The organism is Enemella evansiae, assembly GCF_002250705.1.
Taxonomy (GTDB): Bacteria; Actinomycetota; Actinomycetes; order Propionibacteriales; family Propionibacteriaceae; genus Enemella; species Enemella evansiae.
This window is the reverse complement of sequence record NZ_NMVP01000033.1, coordinates 92,573-113,987: the sequence shown is the minus strand read 5'-3', so window position 1 is coordinate 113,987 and position 21,415 is coordinate 92,573. Positions and strand designations below refer to the sequence as shown.

Here is a 21,415-nt window from a genome sequence, read left to right as displayed (position 1 = left end):
GTGCTGCGGTGCAGCCGGTCGACGCCGGGCCCCGGCAGGGGGCTCGGCCAGACGCCCGGCAGATCGCTCGGCGGTGGTGGGCGGTGCTGGTGCTGGCACTGCTGGCCGGACTGTGCATGCTCGCCTTCCCGCTGGCACCGGTGTTGCAGCACACCGCGACCTATCAGTGGCGCAGCGCCGACGGCCCCGTCGCGTTGCCGCTGAACCCCTACCGACCCGAGCGAGTGACGCTGTCGTTGGACTGTGCGGTGATCGGACCCGATGCCGGGCCGGTGCTGACGACGGTGCGTGCGGTCGATCCGGATCTGCGGTCCGGGCGGCTCGATGTCGCGGTCCGCGGTGGGGAACTGGTGCTGACCAGCCGGGGGACCGAGGTGCGCGCTGGGGCGTACCCGTGTGGGCGGGTGGTCGTTTCGATGGACTCGGCGGGGACCCGGGTTTCGCGCGATGGCGTGGTGCTCGTCGATCGACGGGGGGATCTGCGGCCGGCCATCGACGGTTTCTCCGGGCCGGGGGACTGGCCGCCCGATGTCGTCGACGATCCGATCAGCCAGGGGGAACCGGGGTCGTTCACGCGGACCCCGGCACCGGTGGCTCCGGGTATCGAGGCCGAGGTCGTCGCGGACACCCAGTGGGACAGTTCGCCGACCGGGTTGAAGATCGCACTCGGTGTCGTTGCCGGCGTGTTTCTCCTTGCTGCACTGGTGTTCGCGGTGCTGGCCGACCGTCGGCCGCGGCAACCATCGGCGCCGCCGCGGCGTACCCGCGGTGGATTCTGGAAGCGGCACTGGGACGATCTGGTGCTGGTACCGGTGTTCGCGTTCGGGGTGATCGCCGGCGGCGCGACCGACGACGACGGGTTCATCGCGCAGATCCTGCGGACCCGGACGATGAGCGGCTATCTGGGCAACTATGTGCGCTGGAACAACGCCCCGGAGGCACCGTTCGGCTGGTTCTACGAGCTGTTGTCGCGGTGGGGCGCGGTGTCCTGGGAGTCGGTCTGGTTGCGGCTTCTGCCCTTGCTGGTGGCAATTCTCGGCTGGGTGGTGGTACGCCACGGTCTGCTGCCGCGGCTGGTATCGCGGCCGGGCACCTGGGTGCGGCTCACGCTGCTCGCCGGCTTCGCTGGCTTCTGGCTGGTGTTCTGCAACGCGCTGCGGCCCGAGCTGTGGTTCGCGGTTGGCTCGGGAATCGTTGTGTGGTGCGTGTTGGTGGCGCTGCACCGGCGGTGGGTCTGGCCGTTGCTGGTCGGTGCACTGGTGGCCGGACTCACCGTCGGCGTCGGGCCGACGGGGCTGCTCGCGCTGGCACCATTCGTGGTCGCCGTCCGGCCGCTGTGGCGATGGCTCCGGCACGACCGGTTGCGGTTGGCGGCGGTCTCGGTTGCCTGGTTGGCCTGCCTGGGTGCGGTGGTGCCGATCATGTTCGCCGATCAGAGCCTCACCTCGGTGCTGTCGTCGAACTCCGCCCGCGCGACCTATGGGCCGGTTTTTCCTGTCTGGATGGACCCGATCCGCTACTGGCGGTTGTACCAGTCGTATGCCGCGCGGCAGTGGACGGTCTATCTGGCCGCGGTGGCGCTGGTGCTGCTGGGTTGGCGATTGTGGCGGGTACGCCGGGGAGCGGTGGGGATGCTCTCCGGGGTGAACCGGCGGGTCGCCTGGCTGGTCGTCGGCACCGCGCTCGGGCTGGTGGTGGCGATGGCGCTGAGCCCGACGAAGCTGCCGCACCACTTCGGATCACTGCTGCTCCTCGGACCGCTCGCGATGGCCGCCTGCGTGCGGCTGGTGGAGCGCGATCGCGGGCGGGGATTCGCCGCGGTGCTGCTCGGTGGCTCGGTGGCGATGTTCGGGATTTCCCTGCACGGCAACAACACCTGGTGGAAGCTGTCCACCCTCGGGCTGCTCGCGGACAAGAACCCGCTGCGGGTCGGGCCGGTACCGGTGTGGCCGTTCGTGGTGCTCGCCGGTGTGCTGCTCGGGGTCTGCATCTGGCGGGGTCTTCCCGGGTGGCTGCGGGCCGGTCGGCCGCGGGCCGGTCGGCTGCGGGCCGGTTGGCGCGCGGGCCGCGCCGCTGGGGCGTACACCCTGGGGGTGGTGGTGCTGGTCGGATCGCAGTACGCGAACTTCGCCCAGGCAGCGATCCTGCGGGGACCGGACCGCTACACGATGGCGTCGGCGGTGCTGTCGGCGATGGCGGGGGAGCCGTGCAAGCTGGCGCGTTCGCTGGCCTACGAGCCCGATCCGTCGGCGGGGGTGCTGCGCACCAGCGGGGCGATGCCGTTCGACGGGACGGATGCGGGATTGCCTGTCTGGACAGCGAATCCGGCCGCCCCGGATCGGCTGGAGACCGGTTGGTACGACTGGTCCGATTCGGTCCACGGAGGGGGGCGATGGCCGCTGGTGATCGCCGCCTCGGGCCTCGATGCCGGGCACCGCGTCCGGGTGGAGTTCAACGACGGTTCGTCGAAGCAACTGTCGGCGACGCGCAAAACCCTGGGCACGAGCGCGCTGAGCGATATCCGGGTGGAGCCCGGGAACCGGGTGTCCAGCTTCCGGCTGGTCGCCGAGTCGGACGGGGCGCCGATGCCGGATCCGAAGACCGGGGAGGTCGAGCCGTTCGTGGTGTCCGCACCCCGGGTACCGGTGACTCGGCCGCTGCTCGAGCTGGTGCAGGAGAAGAAGGTCGCGATCGCCTGGAATCTCGCCTTCTTCGGGCCGTGCTTCGACACTCCGCGGGAGAGCCGGGGTCGGGTCGAGATCGCGGATTATCTGCTGTCTGACTCCCGGCAACCGGGCAACATCAGCTACAACTCCCGCAGTGGTGGCCCGTTCGCCGGCGTACTCGGCCTGACCGTGCCCTCCCGGGTACCGGTCTATGCCCTTGACGATTACAGCGAGTCCGACATGTCCGCGCTCGACCTGGTGCGCCTCGACCCGATGTATGGAACCGACGCCGGCGCACCGATTCTCGGCGGCCGCGTACGCAACGGTTGGGATCCCGTCCCCACCGTCCCCTGATCCCGTTCGTCGCTTAGCTCGCGCCATCACGTTCATCGAGCAGCTCGCGCAGCAAGCGCCGTCTCACGTTCATCGAGTAGCTCGCGCAGCGAGCGCCGTCTCACGTTCATCGAGTAGCTCGCGCAGCGAGCGCCGTCTCACGTTCATCGAGTAGCTCGCGCAGCGAGCGTGTCGAGATGAACCCGCCGAGCACCGGTTCGCGCCTCAGGAGCGGACGCACGCTCTCGTCCTGCTCAGCCCGCCGAAATCTGCGGCTCGATTCCCAATCGGTGCCCAGATCGGTCGATTCTGCGATCGAGCCGCAAATCTCGCAGGCCGCGCTGGCGGGGCGGGTCCAGCGCACCGGGGTCGGTGGCGGTGAAGTCGTCGCGATCACGCGGCCAACTCAACCCGTGAATTGCACACCCTCTCACCGCGGGTCGGGAGAGCTGTCCAGATCACCAGCCGTACACGCCGTGCAGCGAGCGGACTGGCGAGTGTGGATAAAGAGCTGGCCCCCGAACCGCGGGAGCGGCAGACTGTTCGGCATCCCACCACCCCGGGGAGGGTCCGATGGTTGCTCGACGCAGTGCCGCGTTGCTTTCGGTGCTGGCATTCGCCCTGGTCGGATGTAATACCAGTTCTGCGGGCGGACAACCGGGGGAGACGAGCACCGGTACGCCGGGTCCGGCGACGAGTGCGTCGGCGACACCCTCCGCCAGCCCGACGCCCAGCCAGGAGGAGCTCACCAAGCAGGCCCAGGCGGCCTACCAGATCGCCTTCGATGAGTTCGAGCGATTGTCCCGCGAAGGGGGAGCAGATCAACCGTCCGCGAAGATGCTCGAGGTCGAGGACCCGGGGTATCTGGATCTGGACATGGCCTTTCTGAGAGATCAGAAGGCAGTGGGTTACCGGGTCGAGGGGGCCCCGGCCACGACGAAGAGTCGTTCCGTGCCAAGCGCGGAGAAGAGCGGTTCGGATCGGCGACTGACCCTTCAGGTCTGTGAGGATCGACGAGGTTCCTCGGCCGTCTACCCGAACGGAGCCACAGAGCGCAATCGACTCTGGCAGGGTTTCGTCTACGGCAAACTGGTGAACGGCCGAGTCAAGCTGGTCGACATCGAAACTTCTGAGGTCCAGCAATGCGACTGGTGAAGCTGACTTGCTCGGCTGGGGCACTTGTCCTGGTGTTATCGGTCGCTACGGAGGCATCCGCCTTCAGTCCCCCGGGGAAAGGGGGCAACGCGGGCTCAGCGATCGCGCAGCAGACCAACAACGGGGCAAAGTTGACTGGGACCGAGCGGGATCGACCACAGGATCCGGACCCTCCCGCGGAGCAGGCGCCTACCGCTGGCGGCAGGTCGAGTCGTAGCGGCGGTGGCGGAGGAAGTTCCGGTCCCTCGTATCCCCAGTCTGTACTGGATGACCCTGGGTTGGTCAATGGATCAATGACTGCGGCCGAGGTGGTACAGGCGCAGTGCGCGATGCTGGCGGTCACCGGGAACACCGCGTCGATGTGTCAGCCCGCGGCGCCGAGTGGGCCCGGTCCGGCACCCGCCGCACCGCCACCGCCGGATCCGCGCGAGGTCGCCCGCCGAGCCGTGCTGCAGTTGGAGATCCCGGCGCCCACCGCGAACATCGGGCCGGACCCGAAGGTCAACGAATGGAAGATGGCGGTCGTCGGCTACCCGCTCTGGCTCTGGAGCACCGGGCCCGATCGGATCGACCGCACCGTCACGGAGCAGGGCATCACCCTGAACCTGTCCGCCCGCCGGGTCACCACGAAGTTCGACCTCGGTGACGGCACCGTCAAGTTCTGCGGGATGACGACGCCCTACCATCCGGGAGTGCAACCCGGTACCGAGTCACCGAGCTGCGGCCACCGCTATCAGGAACCCTCACTGCCCAAGGGAAAATACTCGGTCGCCGCGACCACCCGCTGGGAGATCAGTTGGTCCGCACTGGGCCAGTCCGGTGTACTCCCGCTGGAGCGCCAGGGACCGGTCACCCAGCTGCCGGTCGGGGAGCTGGTCTCGGTCCGTACCGGTGGCTGAACCGACACCCACACCCATCGAGTAGTTCGCGCAGCGAGCGTGTACCCCACGTTCATCGAGTAGCTCGCGCAGCGAGCGTGTCGAGATGAACCCCAGCAATCTCGTTGTGCACAGGCGATTCCGCGAATCTCTCCACCCAGCTTTTGTCAGTGCTCCCTGTTTGACTGGATCCATGAACAGCAACTGAGCCGATCAGCAGACCGGGGTCGGCATGGCCTCGGTCGAGGCGGTCGTGCCCTCGCTGACCCGACTGGCGCTGCTCACCGACAAGGAGGTTCTGGCCACCGTCGAAGAACTCGATCGGCTCGTATCCCTCGCCCATGCCGCCCGTGCGAGGGTGATCGCGGAGGTCGAGCGCCGCGAAGCTGCCGAGCGTGTCCACCTGTGTTCCACGGCCACGTTCCTCCGGAGTACGCACGGCCGCACCGGTCGATAGGCCCGCGCGCTGGTTCGCGAGGCGATGGAGCTGGACCGGTTCTCGACGGTCTTCGATGCATTCGCCAAGGGACGGGTGTCGGTCGATCAGGCGCAGGGAATCCTGGCAGGATTGAAGAAGCTTCCTGCAGACCTTCCGTCGGCCGCCAGTGACACGGCGCAGACGATGATGGTCCATTTCGCCGACCAGTTCGACCCCGACGATCTGCGGCGGATGTCCCGAGCGATCTGGGAGCGTCTCGATCCCGACGGCTTCGACTCCGCCGATGCGGCCCGTCTGGAAGCCGAGCAGCGGTCGGCCGAGCAGCACCGGTGCCTGTCGATCGTTCCCGACGGGTGGCTCGATGATTATCGCCGGATCGGTTCCGCTGGCCGACGGGGAACAGCTGCGGGTGCTCGTCGACGCTCATGCCCAATCGATATGGGCCCGCTGCGCCGAGCAGCCACCGGGCCGTCAGGTGCCGATGACCAGAGCCCAGGCCCGGGCAGATGCGCTGCTGCTGATCATCCGCCGGGCGACCGCAACCGCTGACGCGCCCAGCCACGGCGGCGATCGACCCAGGATCACCGTGCTCACGACGCTGGACGACCTGCGCGCGGGACTGGCGTCCGCGCAGGTTCCTTGCGGAGAACAGCTTTCGGCGACCGAGGTACGCCGACTCGCCTGTGACGCCGACATCCTCCCGATCACCCTGGACGGCAAGGGGATCCCGCTGGACGTGGGCCAGCTGCACCGGCTGGTCACCCCCGGCATCAGGGCGGCGCTGGGGGCGCGGGACCGGGGATGCGTCTTCCCTGGCTGCGACCGGCCGCCCGGTGACTGCGAAGCCCACCACGTGCGACCGTGGTGGGCGGACGGCCCGACATGCCTGGCCAACCTGGCCCTGCTCTGCCCGCATCATCACCGAACGGTCGAACCCGGCCGCGACAGACCCTGGGATCGGGACAATCCGTACCGTTGGGCGATCCGCATGGTCGAAGGGCTTCCGGTGATCATCCCGCCGGCATTGTTCGACCCGGTCCGTCGTCCGCGCCGCCACGCCCGCTTCCTGATGTGACAGCATTGATGCCATGGGTGATGCCGTCCGACTCGTCCGATCCGATGCGCTCAGCGATGTCGCCGAGTACGCCTACGCGGCGGCTGTCGAGCCGGGCGCGAGGCTGATCTTCCTCGCCGGCGCCTGCCCGCTGCAACCGGACGGTTCGACCGCGGCGGTCGGTGACTATGCCGGTCAGGCAGCCAGCTGCGTCGAGAACCTGGCCGAGGCCCTGCGCGCCGCCGGAGCGACGATCGCGGACGTGGTGAGTACGCGCGTGCTGGTCGCCTCCACCCGGCAGGCCGACCTGGTCGCGGCCTGGGAGGTCGTACGGGACGCGTTCGGCGACCACGATGTGCCCAGCACCCTGATGGGTGTCACGGTGCTGGGCTACGACGATCAGCTCGTCGAGATCGAGGCCGTCGCCGCCGTCGTGGATTGACACGCGCGTCGGTTGGGTCGTGGCCCTTCGACACGCGGCCATTGCTCCGTTCGCTGCGCATGGCCGCTACTCGGGCAGCGTGGGCTTCCGGGGTCAGAGGTCGACGACCTCGAACTGGAGGATGTCCATCGAGGTGCTCACCGAGGGTTCGGTACGCGGGGTGCGGGCGGAGCGCCAGTTCTCGAAATCCTGCTGGCTCGCCCAGCGGGTCACCACGAAGTACTGGCCGCGCCCGTCGGTGGGGCGCAACAGTTGGAATCCCTCGAATCCCGGCGCCCCGTCGACCGAGTGCTTGCGAGCGGCGAACCGCTGCTCCAACTCGGGCCCGGCGTTCTCCGGGACTTCAAGGGCATTGATGACAACAACGGACATGGACTGTTCCTTCCAGGACAGAACTTCCAGAAACTACTACGGAATGTAGTATAGGCCCGTGCTGTCAGGGGTGCACGTCGAGCACCATCTCCTGGGCGGTCGGCATGCCCTCCTCTCCAAGCACTCCGCGCTGCCGGATCGTGCGGCTCAGCGGTCGCTCCGCATGGGCCGATTCATGTTCCTGCAGGGCCAGCATCGGGCCCATCCCCGACAACACCGTCGCCGCCGGATCCGCACCCTCGCCGGGCCACTCGCTGCGGCAGCTCAGCTCCCGGCGGGCGGGCAGCACGCCGGCCACCACCTCCAGGGAGGTCGGCAGGAGTCCTGCGGTGCGTTCGCCGACCGCGGCCACCAGCGCGTCCCAGTCGCCCTCCCGCGGGTCGGTCGGCACCGGCCAGGCCAGAGTCAGCGCCACCGAGCCGGGATCGCCCCCCTCATCCATGGCGGTCCAGAACACCCCGTTCGCGTGGTTGCCGCGACCGGCCAGTTCCTCGAACAGGACGCCGAAACAGCGATTGGCGATCTCATTGTCGCCGAGTGCCTCGAGCACCGCATCGCCCGATTCGTCCTCGGTGAAGTCCTCGGTGATCCGTACTCCGGCCCAGGCCTGCGGACCTGCCGCGGTCACCGTCACCGGCCAGTCGGTCGCGTCGAAACCGTCGATCGCCTCGGCGACCAACAGCGCCTCATCCTCCGCCGATCGCCTCCGGCGCAGGGATTCCCGGTGCTCGGCGATCGAGAACGAGTCCAGATCGGCCAGCTCCGCCATCGGCACCGCGGCCTCCCGCAGTGCGCGCACCAGCATCCCGGTGCGCACCTGCTCCGGCGCGTACCGGCGGTAACCGTTGATCGGGTCCACCGAGGCCGGCAACAGAATCCCGCGCTCGGCGTACAGGCGAAGCGCTCGCTGGGTCAGACCGGTCTGCAGGGCGAACTCGCCGATCGTCAGGTGCTGGTTGTTCAGGTTGTCAGGCATCTGCCGTTCCTCTCATCGTGGGGCGTGAACACCACGGTGAGCCCTGACCGAGGGTGAGGGTCAAGCAGCCCGCTGGGGCAGTTCCGCGCGTAGCACGACGACCGATCGTCCGGGAATCGTCAGCTTCGCACCGGGCAGCAGAAGTTCTTCCTCGGCAGGGAATTCGCCATCAAAACCGGAGTGCACGGTGACCCGCCAGCCCACGCCCCACGGCTCACCCGGCAGGGTGACCTCGGTGGCCTGCGGATCGGCGTGGAACCAGAGCAGGAACGCCGAATCGGCGTCCGAGGTGTACATGCCCAGGGTCCGTCGACCACCGTCGTTCCACTCACCGTCACCCATCTGGCCGCCGCCCTGATGGAACCAGGCCAGGTCCAGCCGGCCGACGCCCTTGCCGTCGGCGTCGGTGACCTCCTCGCTGTGCCGGAACACCTCCGGCCGCAGGGCCGGATGCTCGGCGCGCAACTGGAGCAGTTTCTGGGTCATCCCGGTCAGATCCCGCCAGGCCTCCTGGGTGTCCCAGTGCACCCAGGAGATGGGGGAGTCCTGGCAGTAGGCATTGTTGTTGCCGCCCTGCGTACGCCCCATCTCATCACCGGCGGTGATCATCGGCACACCCATCGCCAGACAGAGGGTGGCCATCATGTTCTTGGTCTGCCGGTGACGCAGCGCGTTGATGCCCGGATCGTCGGTTTCGCCTTCGTGGCCACAGTTCCAGGACCGGTTGTCATCCGTGCCGTCCCGGTTCTCCTCACCATTGGCCTCGTTGTGCTTGCGGTCATAGGTGACCAGATCGCGCAGGGTGAAACCGTCGTGGGCGGTGACGAAGTTGATCGAGGCGGTCACCGACCGGCCGTCCCGGTCGTAGGTGTCCGGCGAACCGCAGAGCCGGCCGGCCAGCTCGGAGACCCCGGAGATCGCGCCGCGCCACCAGTCGCGGGTGAAGTTGCGGAAGTGGTCGTTCCACTCGCTCCAGCCCGGACCCCAGTTGCCGACCTGGTAGCCGTAGGGCCCCATGTCCCAGGGCTCGGCGATCAGCTTGATGCCCTCGAACGCCGGATCCTCGGCGATCCGCTGCTTGAACGCGTGATTCTGATCCACGTAATGGTTCTCGTCGCGGATCAGCTCGCTGGCCAGGTCGAAGCGGAAACCGTCGACACCCATCTCGGTGACCCAGTAACGCATCGAATCCAGCACCAGATCGAGCACCCCGGGCTGGGAGGTGTCGACCGAGTTGCCGCAACCGGTGACGTCGTAGTCGTTGCGCAGATCCTCGGTGAGCCGGTAGTAGCCGGCATGGTCGATGCCACGGAAGGACAGCGTCGGCCCCTCGTGGCCGCCCTCACCGGTGTGGTTGTAGACGACGTCGAGGATCACCTCGATGCCGGCCTCGTGCATCGCCGAGACCATCTCCTTGAACTCGGTCACCTGCTGGCCCAGCGTGCCGACCGAACAGTAGGCGGCGTGCGGGGCGAAGAAGCCGAGGGTGTTGTAACCCCAGTAGTTCGACAACCCGCGGCCGACGATGAACGGCTCGGAGACGAAGTGCTGGATCGGCAGCAACTCGATCGCGGTGACCCCGATCTCCTTCAGGTGCTGGATCACCGCCGGGTACGCCAACCCGGCGTACGTGCCGCGCAGATGTTCGGGAACCGCCGGATGGTTCTGGGTGTAGCCCTTGACGTGGGTCTCGTAGATCACCGACTCCGACAGCGGCACCCGTCGCTCCAACGGTGTCGGGCGCGGGCTGTCGGCGACGACCACGCTCAGCGGCACGGCTTCGGAGGAGTCGGTCGGGTCGAGCTCGTAGTCGTCACCGGCCGGGTGGTCCAGGATCGGGCCGTTGTAGTCCACGCCGGCGGTGATCGCCCGGGCGTAGGGATCGAGCAGCAGTCGCGCCGGGTTGAACCGGGCACCGGCCGCCGGATCCCAGTCGCCGTGCACCCGGAAGCCGTAACGCTGCTCCTCCTCCACCTCGGGCACGAAGAGCACCCAGACCCCGTCGTCGTTGCGGGTCATGTCGTGGTTGCGCTGGCCGCGGTCCTCATCCACCAGCGCGAGCTCCACGCGAGTCGCCCGCGGGGCCCAGAGCGCGAAATGGCAGCCGCCGTCGCGGACTCGCGCTCCGAGGATCGAGCTGTCCACCGGTGCGGGCAGGTCCATGGCCATCGTCTCGAGTCCTCCTGGGTGTGACACATCGGGAAGTGCGGCTCCCGGGGGGAGGCGCAACAGTCCATTGTGCCCCACGGTAGGCAACAGGGGGTCCGGGCGCGCTGCCGGGGGACTCCTCTAGGCTCGGGGCATGACGGAACAGCCAGCCACGCCGCAGCCGACCGACTTCGATTCGGGCAGCGAGTTCGTACGCCTGGAGGTCGCCGACGGCGTCGGCGTGCTGCGGGTGGATCGGCCCAAGATGAATCCGCTCGATCTGAGCATCCAGCTGGCCATCGGCCGGGTCGCCCGTGAGGTCGCCGGCCGCGCCGACCTCGCCGCGCTCGTCGTCACCGGCGGGGACAAGGTGTTCGCCGCCGGTGCCGACATCAAGGAGATGCAGGCCCTCGGCGCGACCGACATGATCGCCCAGATCGACGCCATGCACGACGCCTTCGAGCAGCTGGCCCGCGTACCGAAACCGACGATCGCCGCGATCAACGGGTACGCCCTGGGCGGCGGCCTGGAACTGGCGCTGGTCTGCGACGTCCGGTTCGCCGCCGAGGACGCCAAGGTCGGCCTGCCCGAGATCACCCTCGGCGTCGTCCCGGGGCTCGGCGGCACCCAGCGGCTCACCCGGCTGGTCGGCTCCGGCCGGGCCAAGGAGATGATCTTCACCGGCCGGATGGTCGAGGCCGCCGAGGCCGAGCGGATCGGGCTGGTGGAGCGGGTGCTGCCCGCCGACCAGGTGCAGTCCGCGGCCCTGGACTGGGCGCGGCAGTTCGTCGGCGGCCCCGCGGTCGCGCTGCGGGCCGCCAAGGCGCTGGTCGACCGCGGTGGCGAGGTCGACCTGGTCACCGGTCTGCAGCTGGAGAAGACCTGGTTCAGCGCGCTGTTCGGCACCGAGGACCGCCGGATCGGCATGGACGCCTTCGTGAACAAGGAGAAGGCCCGGTTCGAGGGCCGCTGAGCGCGCCGGGTTGCCGGTAAAGTTACCCGTGGGTAATATTCTAGGCTGAGCAGGGATTTCGCCGCTGAAGTCGTTCCGCCGAGGCGGAGAGAGTGGGAGAGATGAAGATCGTCACACTGGTCAAGCACGTGCCCGATGCAACCGGCGAGCGCAGCTTCGCCGAGGACGGCACCGTGGACCGGGCGGCCGCCGACGGCCTGTTGTCGGAGCTGGATGAGTACGCGATCGAACAGTCGCTGCAGGTCGCCGAGTCCGGTGGCGCGGGCGGTGAGGTCGAGATCGTCGCGCTGACCCTGGGCCCGGACGACGCCGCCGATGCGCTCAAGAAGGCCCTGCAGATGGGCGCCACCTCCGGCGTACACATCAATGACGAGGCCCTGCACGGCTCCGACGCGCTGGCCACCAGCGCCGTGCTCGCCGCCGCCATCGGCAAGCTGCAGCCCGACCTGGTGGTCACCGGGATGTCCTCCACCGACGGCTCGATGGGCGTCATCCCGGCGATGCTGGCCGAGCGTCTCGGCTGGCCCGCGGTGACCTTCGGCGTCGACCTGAAGGTGGACGGCACCAAGGTCTCGATCCGCCGCGACGGTGACGTCGCCTCCCAGACCATCGAGGCCGAACTGCCCGCCGTGGTCTCGGTCACCGACCAGTCCGGCGAGGCCCGCTACCCCTCGATGAAGGGGATCATGGCGGCCAAGAAGAAGCCCGTCGAACAGTGGGATCTGGCCGAGCTGGGTGTCGACCCGAGCACCGTCGGGCTGGCCGCGGCGTACACCAAGGTCACCGACACCACCCCGCGTCCGCCCAAGGAGGCCGGCAAGCAGGTCACCGACGAGGACGGCTCCGGTGCGCAGGCGCTGGTCGACTTCCTGGCCGCCGGCAAGTACATCTGAGACCCGAGGAGACACCCATGTCGAACGTTGTTGTGGTGGCCGAGGTCGCCGACGGACAGGTCACCAAGCCCACCCTGGAACTGCTCACCCTGGCCCGCCGGATCGGTACGCCGGTCGCGGTCGTCTTCGGCCCCGCCGGGGATGCCGCGGCCACGCTCGGCGAATACGGCGCCGAGACCGTCTACGAGGCCACCGACGAGAGCCTGTCGCAATACCTCGTCGCGCCCAAGACCGACGCCCTGCTGACCGCCGTCGCGCTGGCCGAACCGGTCGCGGTGCTGCTGTCCTCCGGCCTGGACAACAAGGAGGTCGCGGCCCGGCTCGCGGTCAAGCTGGAGACCGGGCTGATCACCGATGCGGTCGACATCGACGGCGACGGCAACACCGTGCAGTCGGTGTTCGCCGGCAACTGGACCGTCGGCGCCAGCACCAGCACCGGGCTGCCGATCATCACCGTCAAGCCCAACTCGGTCGCCCCCGAGCCGGCCGCCGCGGCCGGCACCGTGGAGCCGCTGGAGTTCGAACTGGACCCCGACTTCCGGCAGGCCAGCATCACCGCAGCCGAGCCGAAGAAGGCCTCCGGGCGGCCCGAGCTGACCGAGGCCGCGATCGTGGTCTCCGGCGGCCGCGGTACCGGCGGCGACTTCTCCGAGGTCGAGGCCCTGGCCGACGTGCTCGGTGCCGCCGTCGGCGCCTCCCGCGCCGCCGTCGACTCCGGCTGGTACCCGCACAGCTACCAGGTCGGCCAGACCGGCAAGACCGTCTCCCCGCAGCTCTACATCGCCAACGGCATCTCCGGCGCCATCCAGCACCGGGCCGGCATGCAGACCTCCAAGGCGATCGTGGCGGTCAACAAGGACGCCGAGGCGCCGATCTTCGAGCTCACCGATCTCGGCATCGTCGGCGACCTGCACACCGTGCTGCCGGCCGTCGTCGAGGGCGTGAAAGCCAAGCGCGGCTGAGGCCTCACCCGGTTAGGCTGGGGTCCGTGAGCGAACAGCGGATCACCAGCCCGGCCGAGCTGCGGGAGCACTATCCGACCCAGCCGGCGGGCAACTCGCTCGCCAAGGAGGTCGACCACGTCACCGAGTTGTACGCCCGGTGGCTCGGCTCCTCGCCGTTCTGCGTGGTCGCCACCGTCCGCGACGGCGGGGTGGACTGCTCCCCGCGCGGGGACGGGCCGGGCTTCGTCCGGGTCCGCGACCCGCACACCCTGGAGATCCCGGACCGGCGCGGCAACAACCGGCTGGACACCCTGCAGAACCTGATCGCCGACGACCGGATCGGGCTGATCTTCCTGGTACCCGGGGTGGAGGAGTGCGTCCGGGTCCGCGGCCGGGCGTACCTCTCGGTCGAACCCGAAGTGCTGGATTCCCATGCGGTGAAGGGAAAGCGGCCGGCCAGTGTGATCGTCGTGCAGGTCGAACGGGTCTACTTCCAGTGCGCCCGGGCGATGAAACGCTCCCGGCTCTGGGACGCCGAATCCCAGGTGCCCCGGGGCGTGCTGCCGAGCGCCGGCATGTTCACCGAGGAGGCCGGCGGCTTCACCGAGGCCGAACGGGAGGCGTACGACGACGCCCTGGAGGCCCGCCAGCTCGGCAGCCTCTACTGAGGCCCCGCGGAAGACGCCGCCGAAACGGTGACAGGACGGTGTCGCGAGCCGGGGTGACGATGGGGCCATGACACTCCCACCGCTCGAATCCGCCCTCGCCACCACCGGCCACGACAGCATCGCCGAAACCCTTGCCGGCAACGAGATGCTGGCCCCCGCCCTGGCCCAGGGCTATCCACTCGATCCCGCCGCGATGGCGCAGAAGCGGGCCGCCGGACTCATCGACAAACCCGACTTCCGGCGCGAGGAGATCAGCACCCGGCAGATCGGCGGCATCGACTGCCGCGTCATCGAGGTGGACCAGCCGATCGGGACCTATCTGCACCTGCACGGCGGCGGCTGGTCCTTCGGCTCGCACCTCAGCCAGGACGAACGGCTCTGGCAACTCGCCACCGAGACCGGGCTGCGGGTCATCAGCGTCGGTTACCGGCTGGCCCCCGAACATCCCGCACCCGCCGCCGAGGAGGACGCCCTCGCGGTCGCCCGCACCCTGCTCGACGACGCGCTGCCGCCGCGCCGGTTGGCGATCGGCGGCGAATCCGCCGGCGCCCACCTCAGCGCCGCCACGGCACTCGCGCTGCGCGACGCGGGTGTGACGGGGTTGGCCGGCCTGGTGCTCACCTACGGCCTGTTCGACCTGACCGGTACGCCGTCCTGGCGCCGCGCCGAGGCGGTCAAGCGCCGCGGCTGGGCGCCGGGGGAGGTGGCGGCCACCGACTGCTACTGCCAGGGCATGGACCAGACCACCCGGCGCGCCCGCTCACCGTTGTACGCCGACCTGACCGGCATGCCGCCGGCCCGGTTCCTGGTCGGTACCCGCGACGGCCTGCTCGACGACACCCTCTGGATGGCCGACCGCTGGCGGCAGGTCGCGCCCACCGAAGTCGAGGTCGTCGCCGGGGCCGACCACGCGTTCACCCTGCTCGAGGAACTCGCGGTGACCCGGCAGGCCCGGGCGGCCGAACACGCCTTCCTGCGCCGGGTCGTTGCGGCAGACTTGACCGGGTGAACCGCACCGAGCGTCTCTATGCGCTGGTCGAGTCGCTGCGCGCCACCGCCCCGGCCCGGCGTACCGTCGCCGCACTGGCTGCGGAGCTGGAGGTCTCGAACCGCACCGTGCAACGCGACCTGCAGGCGCTGCTGCAGGCCGGCGTACCGCTGCACTGGACCGAGGGCCGCGGCGGCGGCTGGTCGATCCTCGCCGAGGCGACGCTGCCGCCGGTCAACCTCACCGCGGCCGAATCCCTCGCACTGTCGATCGCCGTCGCCGCCAGTGCCGGCGCACCCTTCCACGAGCAGGCGCGCCGAGGGTTGGCCAAGGTCGGTGCGGTGACTCCGGCCGCCGCCCGGACCGCCGCCGACCGGGCCGCGGGCCTGGTGCACCGCGGCGGGGCGGCGCCGCGGACCGATCCCGCCGTCCGGCGGGCGGTGGAGCAGGGGATCGCCGACCGGTACGCGCTGGTGCTCGACTACGCCGCCGCCGACGGTGCGAGCAGCTCGCGGACGGTCGAACCGGTCGGGTTGCTGGTCGCCGGCGGGCACTGGTACCTGGTCGCGTGGTGCCGGCTGCGGCAGGCGATCCGCGGCTTCCGGCTCGACCGGATCGCCGCCGCCGCGGTGACCACGATCCGCGTCCCGGACCGGGAGCTCGCCGACGTGCTCGCCGCCGATACTGGGGTGCGTGCGAGACAATTCAGCGATGGGCACCCCGACTGAGCGCAGCTATCTGGACAACGCGGCCACCGCGCCGCTGCGGCCGGAGGCGTACACCGCCATCACCGAAACCCTGGCACTGACCGGCAACGCCTCCTCGCTGCACGGTTCGGGCCGGCGGCTGCGGGCGGTGCTGGAGGATTCCCGCGACCAGCTCGCCGCGGATCTGGGCTGCGAGCCGGTGGAGGTGGTGTTCACCTCCGGCGGTACCGAGGCGGACAATCTGGCCGTCCAGGGCGCCTGGCGGGCCCGGCCGCAGGGCAGCATCGGGCAGCGGAACCGGATGATCGGCAGCAGCATCGAGCACCCCGCCATCGCCGACACCCTCGCGGCGCTGACCGCCGAGGGCGCCGACGTGGCGGAATGCCCGGTCGGCCCGGATGGCAGCCTGGACCGGGCCGTGCTGGCCGATCTGCTCGTCGTGCCGACGCTGCTCACCACCGTGATGTGGGTGAACAACGAGATCGGCGTCGCCCAGGACATCCCGGCGATCGCCGAGCAGGCGCACGCGGCCGGCTCCTGGGCGCATAGCGACGGCGTGCAGGCGCTCGGGCACCTGCCGGTCGACTTCGCCGCCAGCGGCCTGGATCTGCTCACCGTGACCGCGCACAAGGTCGGCGGCCCGGTCGGCATCGGTGCGCTGCTGGTACGCCGGGAGCTGCCGCTGCGGGCGTACGCCTTCGGCGGCGGGCAGGAGCGGGATCTGCGCTCCGGCACCTCCGCCCCGGCGCTGGTCGCCGGTTTCGCCGCCGCCGTGCATGCCGCCGTCTCCGGCCGCGAGGCCGAGGAGGCCCGGTTGCAGCGGCTCCGGGACCGGTTGCTCGCCGGGCTGCCCGAGGGGGCCGAGCTGAACGGCGCCCGGGGATCGGCGGCGATCGCGAACATCTGGTTCCCCGGCGGCCGCTCCGACGATCTGCTGATGCTGCTCGACGGCGCCGGCATCGACACCTCCGCCGGATCGGCCTGCTCGGCCGGCGTGGCCCGGCCCAGCGAGGTGCTGCTCGCCCTCGGTCTGGACGAGGACCGGGCCACCGAATCGCTGCGGATCTCGCTCGGTTGGCAGACGGCGGAGGCCGACATCGACCGGTTGCTCGCGGTGCTGCCGGAGGTGAGTGCGCGGGCCCGGGCGGCGCGCTGATCCGGCGCGTACACTTGTCCGGGCTTCGAAACGCGTTGAGGAGGCGAGGATGAAGGTACTGGCCGCGATGTCCGGCGGGGTGGACTCCGCCGTCGCTGCCGCGCGCCTGGTCGACGCCGGCCATGACGTCACCGGGATGCATCTGGCGCTGTCGAAGAACCCGCAGTCGTTCCGCTCCGGCGCCCGTGGCTGCTGCTCCAAGGAGGACGCCCACGACGCCCGTCGCGCCGCCGATCGGCTCGGGATTCCCTTCTACGTCTGGGATCTCAGCGACCGGTTCAAAGAGGATGTGGTCGAGGACTTCGTTTCGGAGTACGCCGCCGGGCGCACCCCGAACCCGTGCCTGCGCTGCAACGAGAAGATCAAGTTCGCCGCCGTGCTGGAACGTGGGCTGGCGCTCGGCTTCGACGCCGTCGCGACCGGTCACTACGCCCGGCTGAGCACCGATGCCGAGGGCCGGGTGAGCATGCACCGCGCGGTCGACCCGAGCAAGGACCAGTCCTATGTCCTCGGCGTACTCGACCAGCACCAGCTGCGGCATTCGCTGTTCCCGTTGGGTGATTCGCTGAAGACCGAGGTGCGCGCCGAGGCCGCCGAGCGCGGCCTGCGGGTCGCCAGCAAGCCCGACTCGCACGACATCTGCTTCATCCCCGACGGCGACACCGCCGGCTTCCTGGACCGGCGGCTGGGCAGCGCACCGGGGGAGATCCTCGATACCGACGGCCGCCGGGTCGGTGAACACGACGGCGCCCACCACTTCACCGTCGGCCAGCGCCGCGGGCTGCGGCTCGGCACCCCGGCCGCCGACGGCCGCCCGCGGTACGTGCTGAGCCTCTCGGTGGTCGACAACACCGTCACCGTCGGACCCGAGGAATCGCTGTCCACACAGCAGATCCACGGCATCCGGACCATCTGGACCGGCGAACCGGTCGACGCCTGGCAGGGGTACGCCCAGGTCCGTGCCCACGGCGAGCCGCTGCCGGCCGAGTTCCGCGCCGACGGGGATGCGCTGGAGGTACGCCTGGCCGAACCGGCCCGCGGAATCGCGCCGGGCCAGGCCGTGGTCTGCTACGAGGGCGACCGGGTCGTCGCCAGCGCCACCATCGACGCCAGCGTGCCGGTCACCTCGGGCGCCTCGTGAGCGCCCCCGTCGTCACGGTGCTGGGCTCCTGGCCCGGTACCGACTTCGCCGCCGCGCAACGGCTGCTGCTCGGCGAACTGCCGGAGCTGTCCCATCTGGTCGAACTGCCCGACCGCGGCCCCGGATCGGGGATGATCGGGCGGACCGCGGCGCTGCTCGCCGGCATGTCGGTCGATCTGCAACCCAGCGGCTGGCGGCTCACCGACCACCCGGGGATCGACGAGCGACGGGCCCGCGCCGACTGGCGCCGCGACCTCGACCTGCTCGAGGAGGAGGCCCAGGAGTACCCGGGTGCGCTGGTGGTGGCGATCGCCGGGCCGTGGACGATGGCCGCCAGCATCGACAAACCGCGCGGGGACAAGGTGCTCGCCGACCACGGCGCCCGCCGGGACCTCGCCGAGGCACTCGCCGAAGGGGCGGCCGACACGCTCGCCGAACTCTCCCGGCGGCTGCCCGGCGTACCGATCCGGTTGCAGGTCGACGAACCGCTGCTGCCGCGAGTGCTGGCCGGCAAGGTCGCCACCGCCAGCGGTTTCGGCCGGCTGCGGACGGTGCAGCCGCCGGAGGCCAGCGAGGTGCTGCGCCGGGTCGAATCGACCGTGCGGGACCGGCTGGCCGGTGCGAAGGGGACGGGTTATCGCAGCGTGCTGCACTGCTGCGCCGCGGGGGTGGACGCCGGCCTGGTGCTGGGCGCCGGCTTCGACGACCTGTCGATCGATCGGCGGCACCTCGATGCCCGGCTGCGGGATCAGCTCGGGCCGCTGCTGGAGGCCGGGCACGGGCTCTGGCTCGGCGCGGCGGCCACCCACGAACCCGACCAGGTGCCGCGACCGGACGCGCTGGCCGATGCGGCCCTGGCGGCGGTCCGGCCGTTCGAACTGGGGGCGGCGCTGCTGGACCGGCTGGTGCTCACCCCGGCCTGCGGGCTGGCCGGTTGGTCGCCGGCGGCTGCGCTGCGGCTGGTGCGTACGCTGCGGCAGAGCGCCGGGCTGGTGGCCGAGCAGCTGGCTGGCTGAGGCCCGCTGACGGCCCGGCTCGCTATCTTGTTCGGGTGAGTGAACCGACCGAGTCGATCCCCGCCGAGCAGGCCACCGCACAGCAACCGCCCACCGCCGAAGCGCGGGAGCGGCACGCCGAGCTGTCCGAGCAACTGAACGAGGCACGCTGGCGCTATCACGTGCTCGACGCGCCGACGATCTCCGACGGCGAGTTCGACACGATGATGCGTGAGCTGAACGCGCTGGAGGAGTCCTGGCCGAGCCTGCGTACGCCGGACTCACCCAGCCAGCAGGTCGGCGGCCCGCCCTCGGCCACCTTCGCCGCGGTCACCCACCTGCGGCCGATGGAGAGCCTGGACAACGCGTTCAACCACGACGAGCTGCTGCGCTGGGGGGATCGGGTCACCAAGGACGCCGGCAAGGGGCTGGCCGACTCGGGTTTCCTGTGTGAGTTGAAGATCGACGGGCTCGCGGTCGACCTGGTCTACGAGAACGGCAAGCTGATCCGCGCCGCGACCCGCGGCGACGGCCGGGTCGGTGAGGACGTCACCGCCAACGTACGCACCATCCGCGCCATCCCGAACCAACTCACCGGTGACGACATCCCGGCCCTGCTGGAGGTGCGCGGCGAGGTCTTCCTCGGCATCGAGAAGTTCCGCGAACTCAACGAATCCCTGGTGGCACAGGGAAAGCCGCCGTTCGCGAACCCGCGCAACTCCGCCGCCGGATCGCTGCGGCAGAAGGATCCGCGGGTCACCGCCACCCGGCCGCTGGCGTTCATCGCCCACGGCATCGGCGCCTGGGAGGGGCCGGAGCTGGACCGGCTCAGCCATGCCTACGAACTGCTCCGGGGTTACGGATTGCCGACCACCGCGCACGCCCGGGTGGTACCGGATCTGGACGGGGTCTGGGCGTTCGTCCAGGAGGTCGCCGACCGCCGGCACGACTTCGAGCACGAGATCGACGGCGTGGTGGTCAAGGTGGACGCCCGCGAACTGCAGCAGCGGCTCGGCTCGACCAGCCGCGCACCGCGCTGGGCGATCGCGTACAAGTATCCGCCGGAAGAGGTGACCACCAAGCTGCTGGACATCCGGGTGAACGTCGGCCGGACCGGACGGGTCACCCCGTTCGGGGTGATGGAGCCGGTGCTGGTCGCCGGCTCGACCGTGTCGATGGCGACCCTGCACAACGCCCACGAGGTGCAGCGCAAGGGCGTGCTGATCGGGGACACGGTGGTGCTCCGCAAGGCCGGTGACGTGATCCCGGAGATCCTCGGCCCGGTCGTCGATCTGCGCGACGGCAGCGAACGCGAGTTCGAGATGCCGACCCACTGCCCGGCCTGCGGCAGTGAACTGGCACCGACCAAGGAGGGTGAGAAGGACACCCGCTGCCCGAACCAGCGGTCCTGCCCGGCACAGCTGCGGGAGCGGCTGTTCCACCTGGCCTCCCGGCAGGGGTTGGACATCGAGGTGCTGGGGGAGCAGGCCGCCGACGCGTTGCTCGCGGCGAAGCTGATCACCGACGAGGGCGACCTGTTCGATCTCACCGAGGAGGATCTGCGGCGTACCGACCTGTTCACCCGCAACCCGACCGCCGCCGAGAAGAAGGCCGGGATCACCGAACCGCAGCTCTCCGCGAACGGGCAGCGGCTGCTGCAGAACCTGGAGTCGGCGAAGACCCGTCCGTTCGCGAAATTCCTGGTGGCGTTGTCGATCCGGCACATCGGCAAGGGCGTCGCTCCCGATGTGGCCGCGGCGTTCCCGACCATCGAGGAACTGCGCGACGCCTCCTTCGAGGAACTGTCCGCGGTCGAGGGGATCGGTCCGACGATCGCCGCCTCGATCCGGGAATGGTTCAGCACCGACTGGCGCGAGGAGATCGTCCGCAAGTGGCAGGCCGCCGGCTGCGTGCTCGGCGACTACGACCGGGAACCGGTGGAGAAACTGCCGCAGACGCTGGCCGGGCTGAGCATCGTGGTCACCGGTTCGATCGAGGGCTTCACCCGCGACGGCGCCGCCGAGGCGATCGTCGCCCGCGGCGGGAAATCGGCCTCCTCGGTGTCGAAGAAGACCGACTTCGTGGTGGTGGGTGAATCCCCGGGATCCAAGTATGACAAGGCGGTCTCGCTGAAGCGCCCCATCCTGGATGCGGCAGGCTTCGGTGTGCTGCTCGAGCAGGGCGCCGACGCCGCCGCCGAGCTGGCGCGGACCGAGTGACCCCTTTCGAGTAGCTCGCGCAGCGTGTCTGCGACGTACCTCGAGTAGCTCGCGCAGCGAGCGTCACCTTCGCGCTCCTCGAGTAGCTCGCGCAGCGAGCGTGTCGAGAGGTGCGGGGTCCGCGACCCGGGAGCAGCGCGCCGGAATTTGCGGCTCGATTCCGGATTGGGGCTCGGAATGGCCGATTTAGTGATCGAGCCGCAAATTTCGCAGGCCGTTGTTCGGATCATCCCGACACGCGATGAGCGTGGGACTTGGCTTCGACTCG

Annotated in this window: 20 protein-coding genes and 1 pseudogene; 16 read left to right on the top strand and 5 right to left on the bottom strand. The window is 70.1% G+C overall.

The window, feature by feature from the left end; translation table 11 throughout:
- The first annotated feature begins 8 nt into the window (after positions 1-8).
- Positions 9-3,020: an arabinosyltransferase domain-containing protein gene (locus BI335_RS14620; RefSeq protein ID WP_133625682.1), complete on the top strand. Its 3,012-nt coding sequence runs from the start codon at positions 9-11 to the stop codon at positions 3,018-3,020.
- A 106-nt stretch (positions 3,021-3,126) separates the two neighbouring features.
- On the opposite strand, the gene BI335_RS21180 is transcribed toward BI335_RS14620, so the two are convergent.
- Positions 3,127-3,396, bottom strand: a complete 270-nt coding sequence (locus tag BI335_RS21180; RefSeq protein ID WP_133625681.1) for a hypothetical protein — start codon at positions 3,394-3,396, stop codon at positions 3,127-3,129.
- A 176-nt stretch (positions 3,397-3,572) separates the two neighbouring features.
- Between BI335_RS21180 and BI335_RS14615 the strand changes: the two genes are divergently transcribed.
- Together BI335_RS14615 and BI335_RS14610 are read left to right on the top strand one after the other, a co-directional pair.
- Positions 3,573-4,154 (top strand): hypothetical protein, encoded by a 582-nt coding sequence (locus BI335_RS14615; RefSeq protein WP_133625680.1) that lies wholly within the window; start codon positions 3,573-3,575, stop codon positions 4,152-4,154.
- A 293-nt stretch (positions 4,155-4,447) separates the two neighbouring features.
- Positions 4,448-5,053 carry a hypothetical protein gene (locus BI335_RS14610; protein WP_094431771.1) on the top strand — a complete coding sequence of 202 codons (606 nt, stop codon included), beginning with the start codon at positions 4,448-4,450 and terminating at the stop codon, positions 5,051-5,053.
- A gap of 52 nt (positions 5,054-5,105) precedes the next feature.
- Here the strand turns inward: BI335_RS14610 and BI335_RS22495 are convergent, their stop codons facing one another.
- The gene (locus BI335_RS22495; RefSeq protein WP_133625679.1) at positions 5,106-5,435 is read right to left on the bottom strand and encodes a hypothetical protein; all 330 of its coding nucleotides are present in this window, start codon (positions 5,433-5,435) and stop codon (positions 5,106-5,108) included.
- 78 nt (positions 5,436-5,513) lie between these two features.
- On the opposite strand from BI335_RS22495, the pseudogene BI335_RS22490 reads away from it, so the two are divergent.
- The 3 genes and pseudogenes from BI335_RS22490 to BI335_RS14590 form a co-directional block, all read left to right on the top strand.
- Positions 5,514-5,705: pseudogene (locus tag BI335_RS22490) on the top strand (hypothetical protein); the annotation flags it as partial.
- A 127-nt stretch (positions 5,706-5,832) separates the two neighbouring features.
- Positions 5,833-6,546, top strand: coding sequence for an HNH endonuclease signature motif containing protein (locus tag BI335_RS14595; RefSeq protein WP_166646681.1), 714 nt, complete (start codon positions 5,833-5,835; stop codon positions 6,544-6,546).
- Between the two features lie 13 nt (positions 6,547-6,559).
- Positions 6,560-6,967: a RidA family protein gene (locus BI335_RS14590; RefSeq protein WP_094357194.1), complete on the top strand. Its 408-nt coding sequence runs from the start codon at positions 6,560-6,562 to the stop codon at positions 6,965-6,967.
- 93 nt (positions 6,968-7,060) lie between these two features.
- On the opposite strand, the gene BI335_RS14585 is transcribed toward BI335_RS14590, so the two are convergent.
- From BI335_RS14585 to glgX, 3 genes are all read right to left on the bottom strand, one after another.
- Entirely contained in the window at positions 7,061-7,339 is a 279-nt protein-coding gene (locus BI335_RS14585) for an antibiotic biosynthesis monooxygenase family protein (RefSeq protein ID WP_094401004.1), read from the bottom strand.
- Between the two features lie 64 nt (positions 7,340-7,403).
- Entirely contained in the window at positions 7,404-8,315 is a 912-nt protein-coding gene (locus BI335_RS14580; RefSeq protein ID WP_094431764.1) for a MerR family DNA-binding transcriptional regulator, read from the bottom strand.
- A 60-nt stretch (positions 8,316-8,375) separates the two neighbouring features.
- Complete coding sequence (glgX, locus tag BI335_RS14575; protein WP_208109118.1) at positions 8,376-10,484, bottom strand: glycogen debranching protein GlgX; 2,109 nt, start codon at positions 10,482-10,484, stop codon at positions 8,376-8,378.
- Between the two features lie 133 nt (positions 10,485-10,617).
- Here glgX and BI335_RS14570 point away from each other — a divergent pair, with 133 nt between their 5' ends.
- From BI335_RS14570 to ligA, 10 genes are all read left to right on the top strand, one after another.
- Positions 10,618-11,436, top strand: coding sequence for an enoyl-CoA hydratase/isomerase family protein (locus tag BI335_RS14570; protein WP_094431760.1), 819 nt, complete (start codon positions 10,618-10,620; stop codon positions 11,434-11,436).
- A gap of 101 nt (positions 11,437-11,537) precedes the next feature.
- Positions 11,538-12,329 carry an electron transfer flavoprotein subunit beta/FixA family protein gene (locus BI335_RS14565; RefSeq protein WP_094401012.1) on the top strand — a complete coding sequence of 264 codons (792 nt, stop codon included), beginning with the start codon at positions 11,538-11,540 and terminating at the stop codon, positions 12,327-12,329.
- A gap of 17 nt (positions 12,330-12,346) precedes the next feature.
- Positions 12,347-13,291, top strand: a complete 945-nt coding sequence (locus tag BI335_RS14560; protein WP_094431758.1) for an electron transfer flavoprotein subunit alpha/FixB family protein — start codon at positions 12,347-12,349, stop codon at positions 13,289-13,291.
- A 26-nt stretch (positions 13,292-13,317) separates the two neighbouring features.
- Positions 13,318-13,941, top strand: coding sequence for an MSMEG_1061 family FMN-dependent PPOX-type flavoprotein (locus BI335_RS14555; RefSeq protein ID WP_094431755.1), 624 nt, complete (start codon positions 13,318-13,320; stop codon positions 13,939-13,941).
- 67 nt (positions 13,942-14,008) lie between these two features.
- Positions 14,009-14,950, top strand: a complete 942-nt coding sequence (locus tag BI335_RS14550; RefSeq protein ID WP_094431753.1) for an alpha/beta hydrolase — start codon at positions 14,009-14,011, stop codon at positions 14,948-14,950.
- Positions 14,947-15,657, top strand: a complete 711-nt coding sequence (locus BI335_RS14545) for a helix-turn-helix transcriptional regulator (protein ID WP_094431751.1) — start codon at positions 14,947-14,949, stop codon at positions 15,655-15,657. Before BI335_RS14550 ends, BI335_RS14545 begins: the two co-directional genes overlap by 4 nt.
- Positions 15,641-16,792 (top strand): cysteine desulfurase family protein, encoded by a 1,152-nt coding sequence (locus BI335_RS14540; protein WP_094431749.1) that lies wholly within the window; start codon positions 15,641-15,643, stop codon positions 16,790-16,792. Before BI335_RS14545 ends, BI335_RS14540 begins: the two co-directional genes overlap by 17 nt.
- Before the next feature lie 49 nt (positions 16,793-16,841).
- Positions 16,842-17,933: a tRNA 2-thiouridine(34) synthase MnmA gene (gene mnmA, locus BI335_RS14535; protein WP_094431747.1), complete on the top strand. Its 1,092-nt coding sequence runs from the start codon at positions 16,842-16,844 to the stop codon at positions 17,931-17,933.
- Positions 17,930-18,949 (top strand): uroporphyrinogen decarboxylase/cobalamine-independent methonine synthase family protein, encoded by a 1,020-nt coding sequence (locus tag BI335_RS14530; RefSeq protein WP_229119607.1) that lies wholly within the window; start codon positions 17,930-17,932, stop codon positions 18,947-18,949. The genes mnmA and BI335_RS14530 overlap by 4 nt, the downstream gene beginning before the upstream one ends.
- A gap of 35 nt (positions 18,950-18,984) precedes the next feature.
- A complete protein-coding gene (ligA, locus tag BI335_RS14525; RefSeq protein ID WP_411266761.1) occupies positions 18,985-21,147 on the top strand; it encodes an NAD-dependent DNA ligase LigA in 2,163 nt (720 codons plus the stop codon).
- The last annotated feature ends 268 nt before the right edge of the window (positions 21,148-21,415 follow it).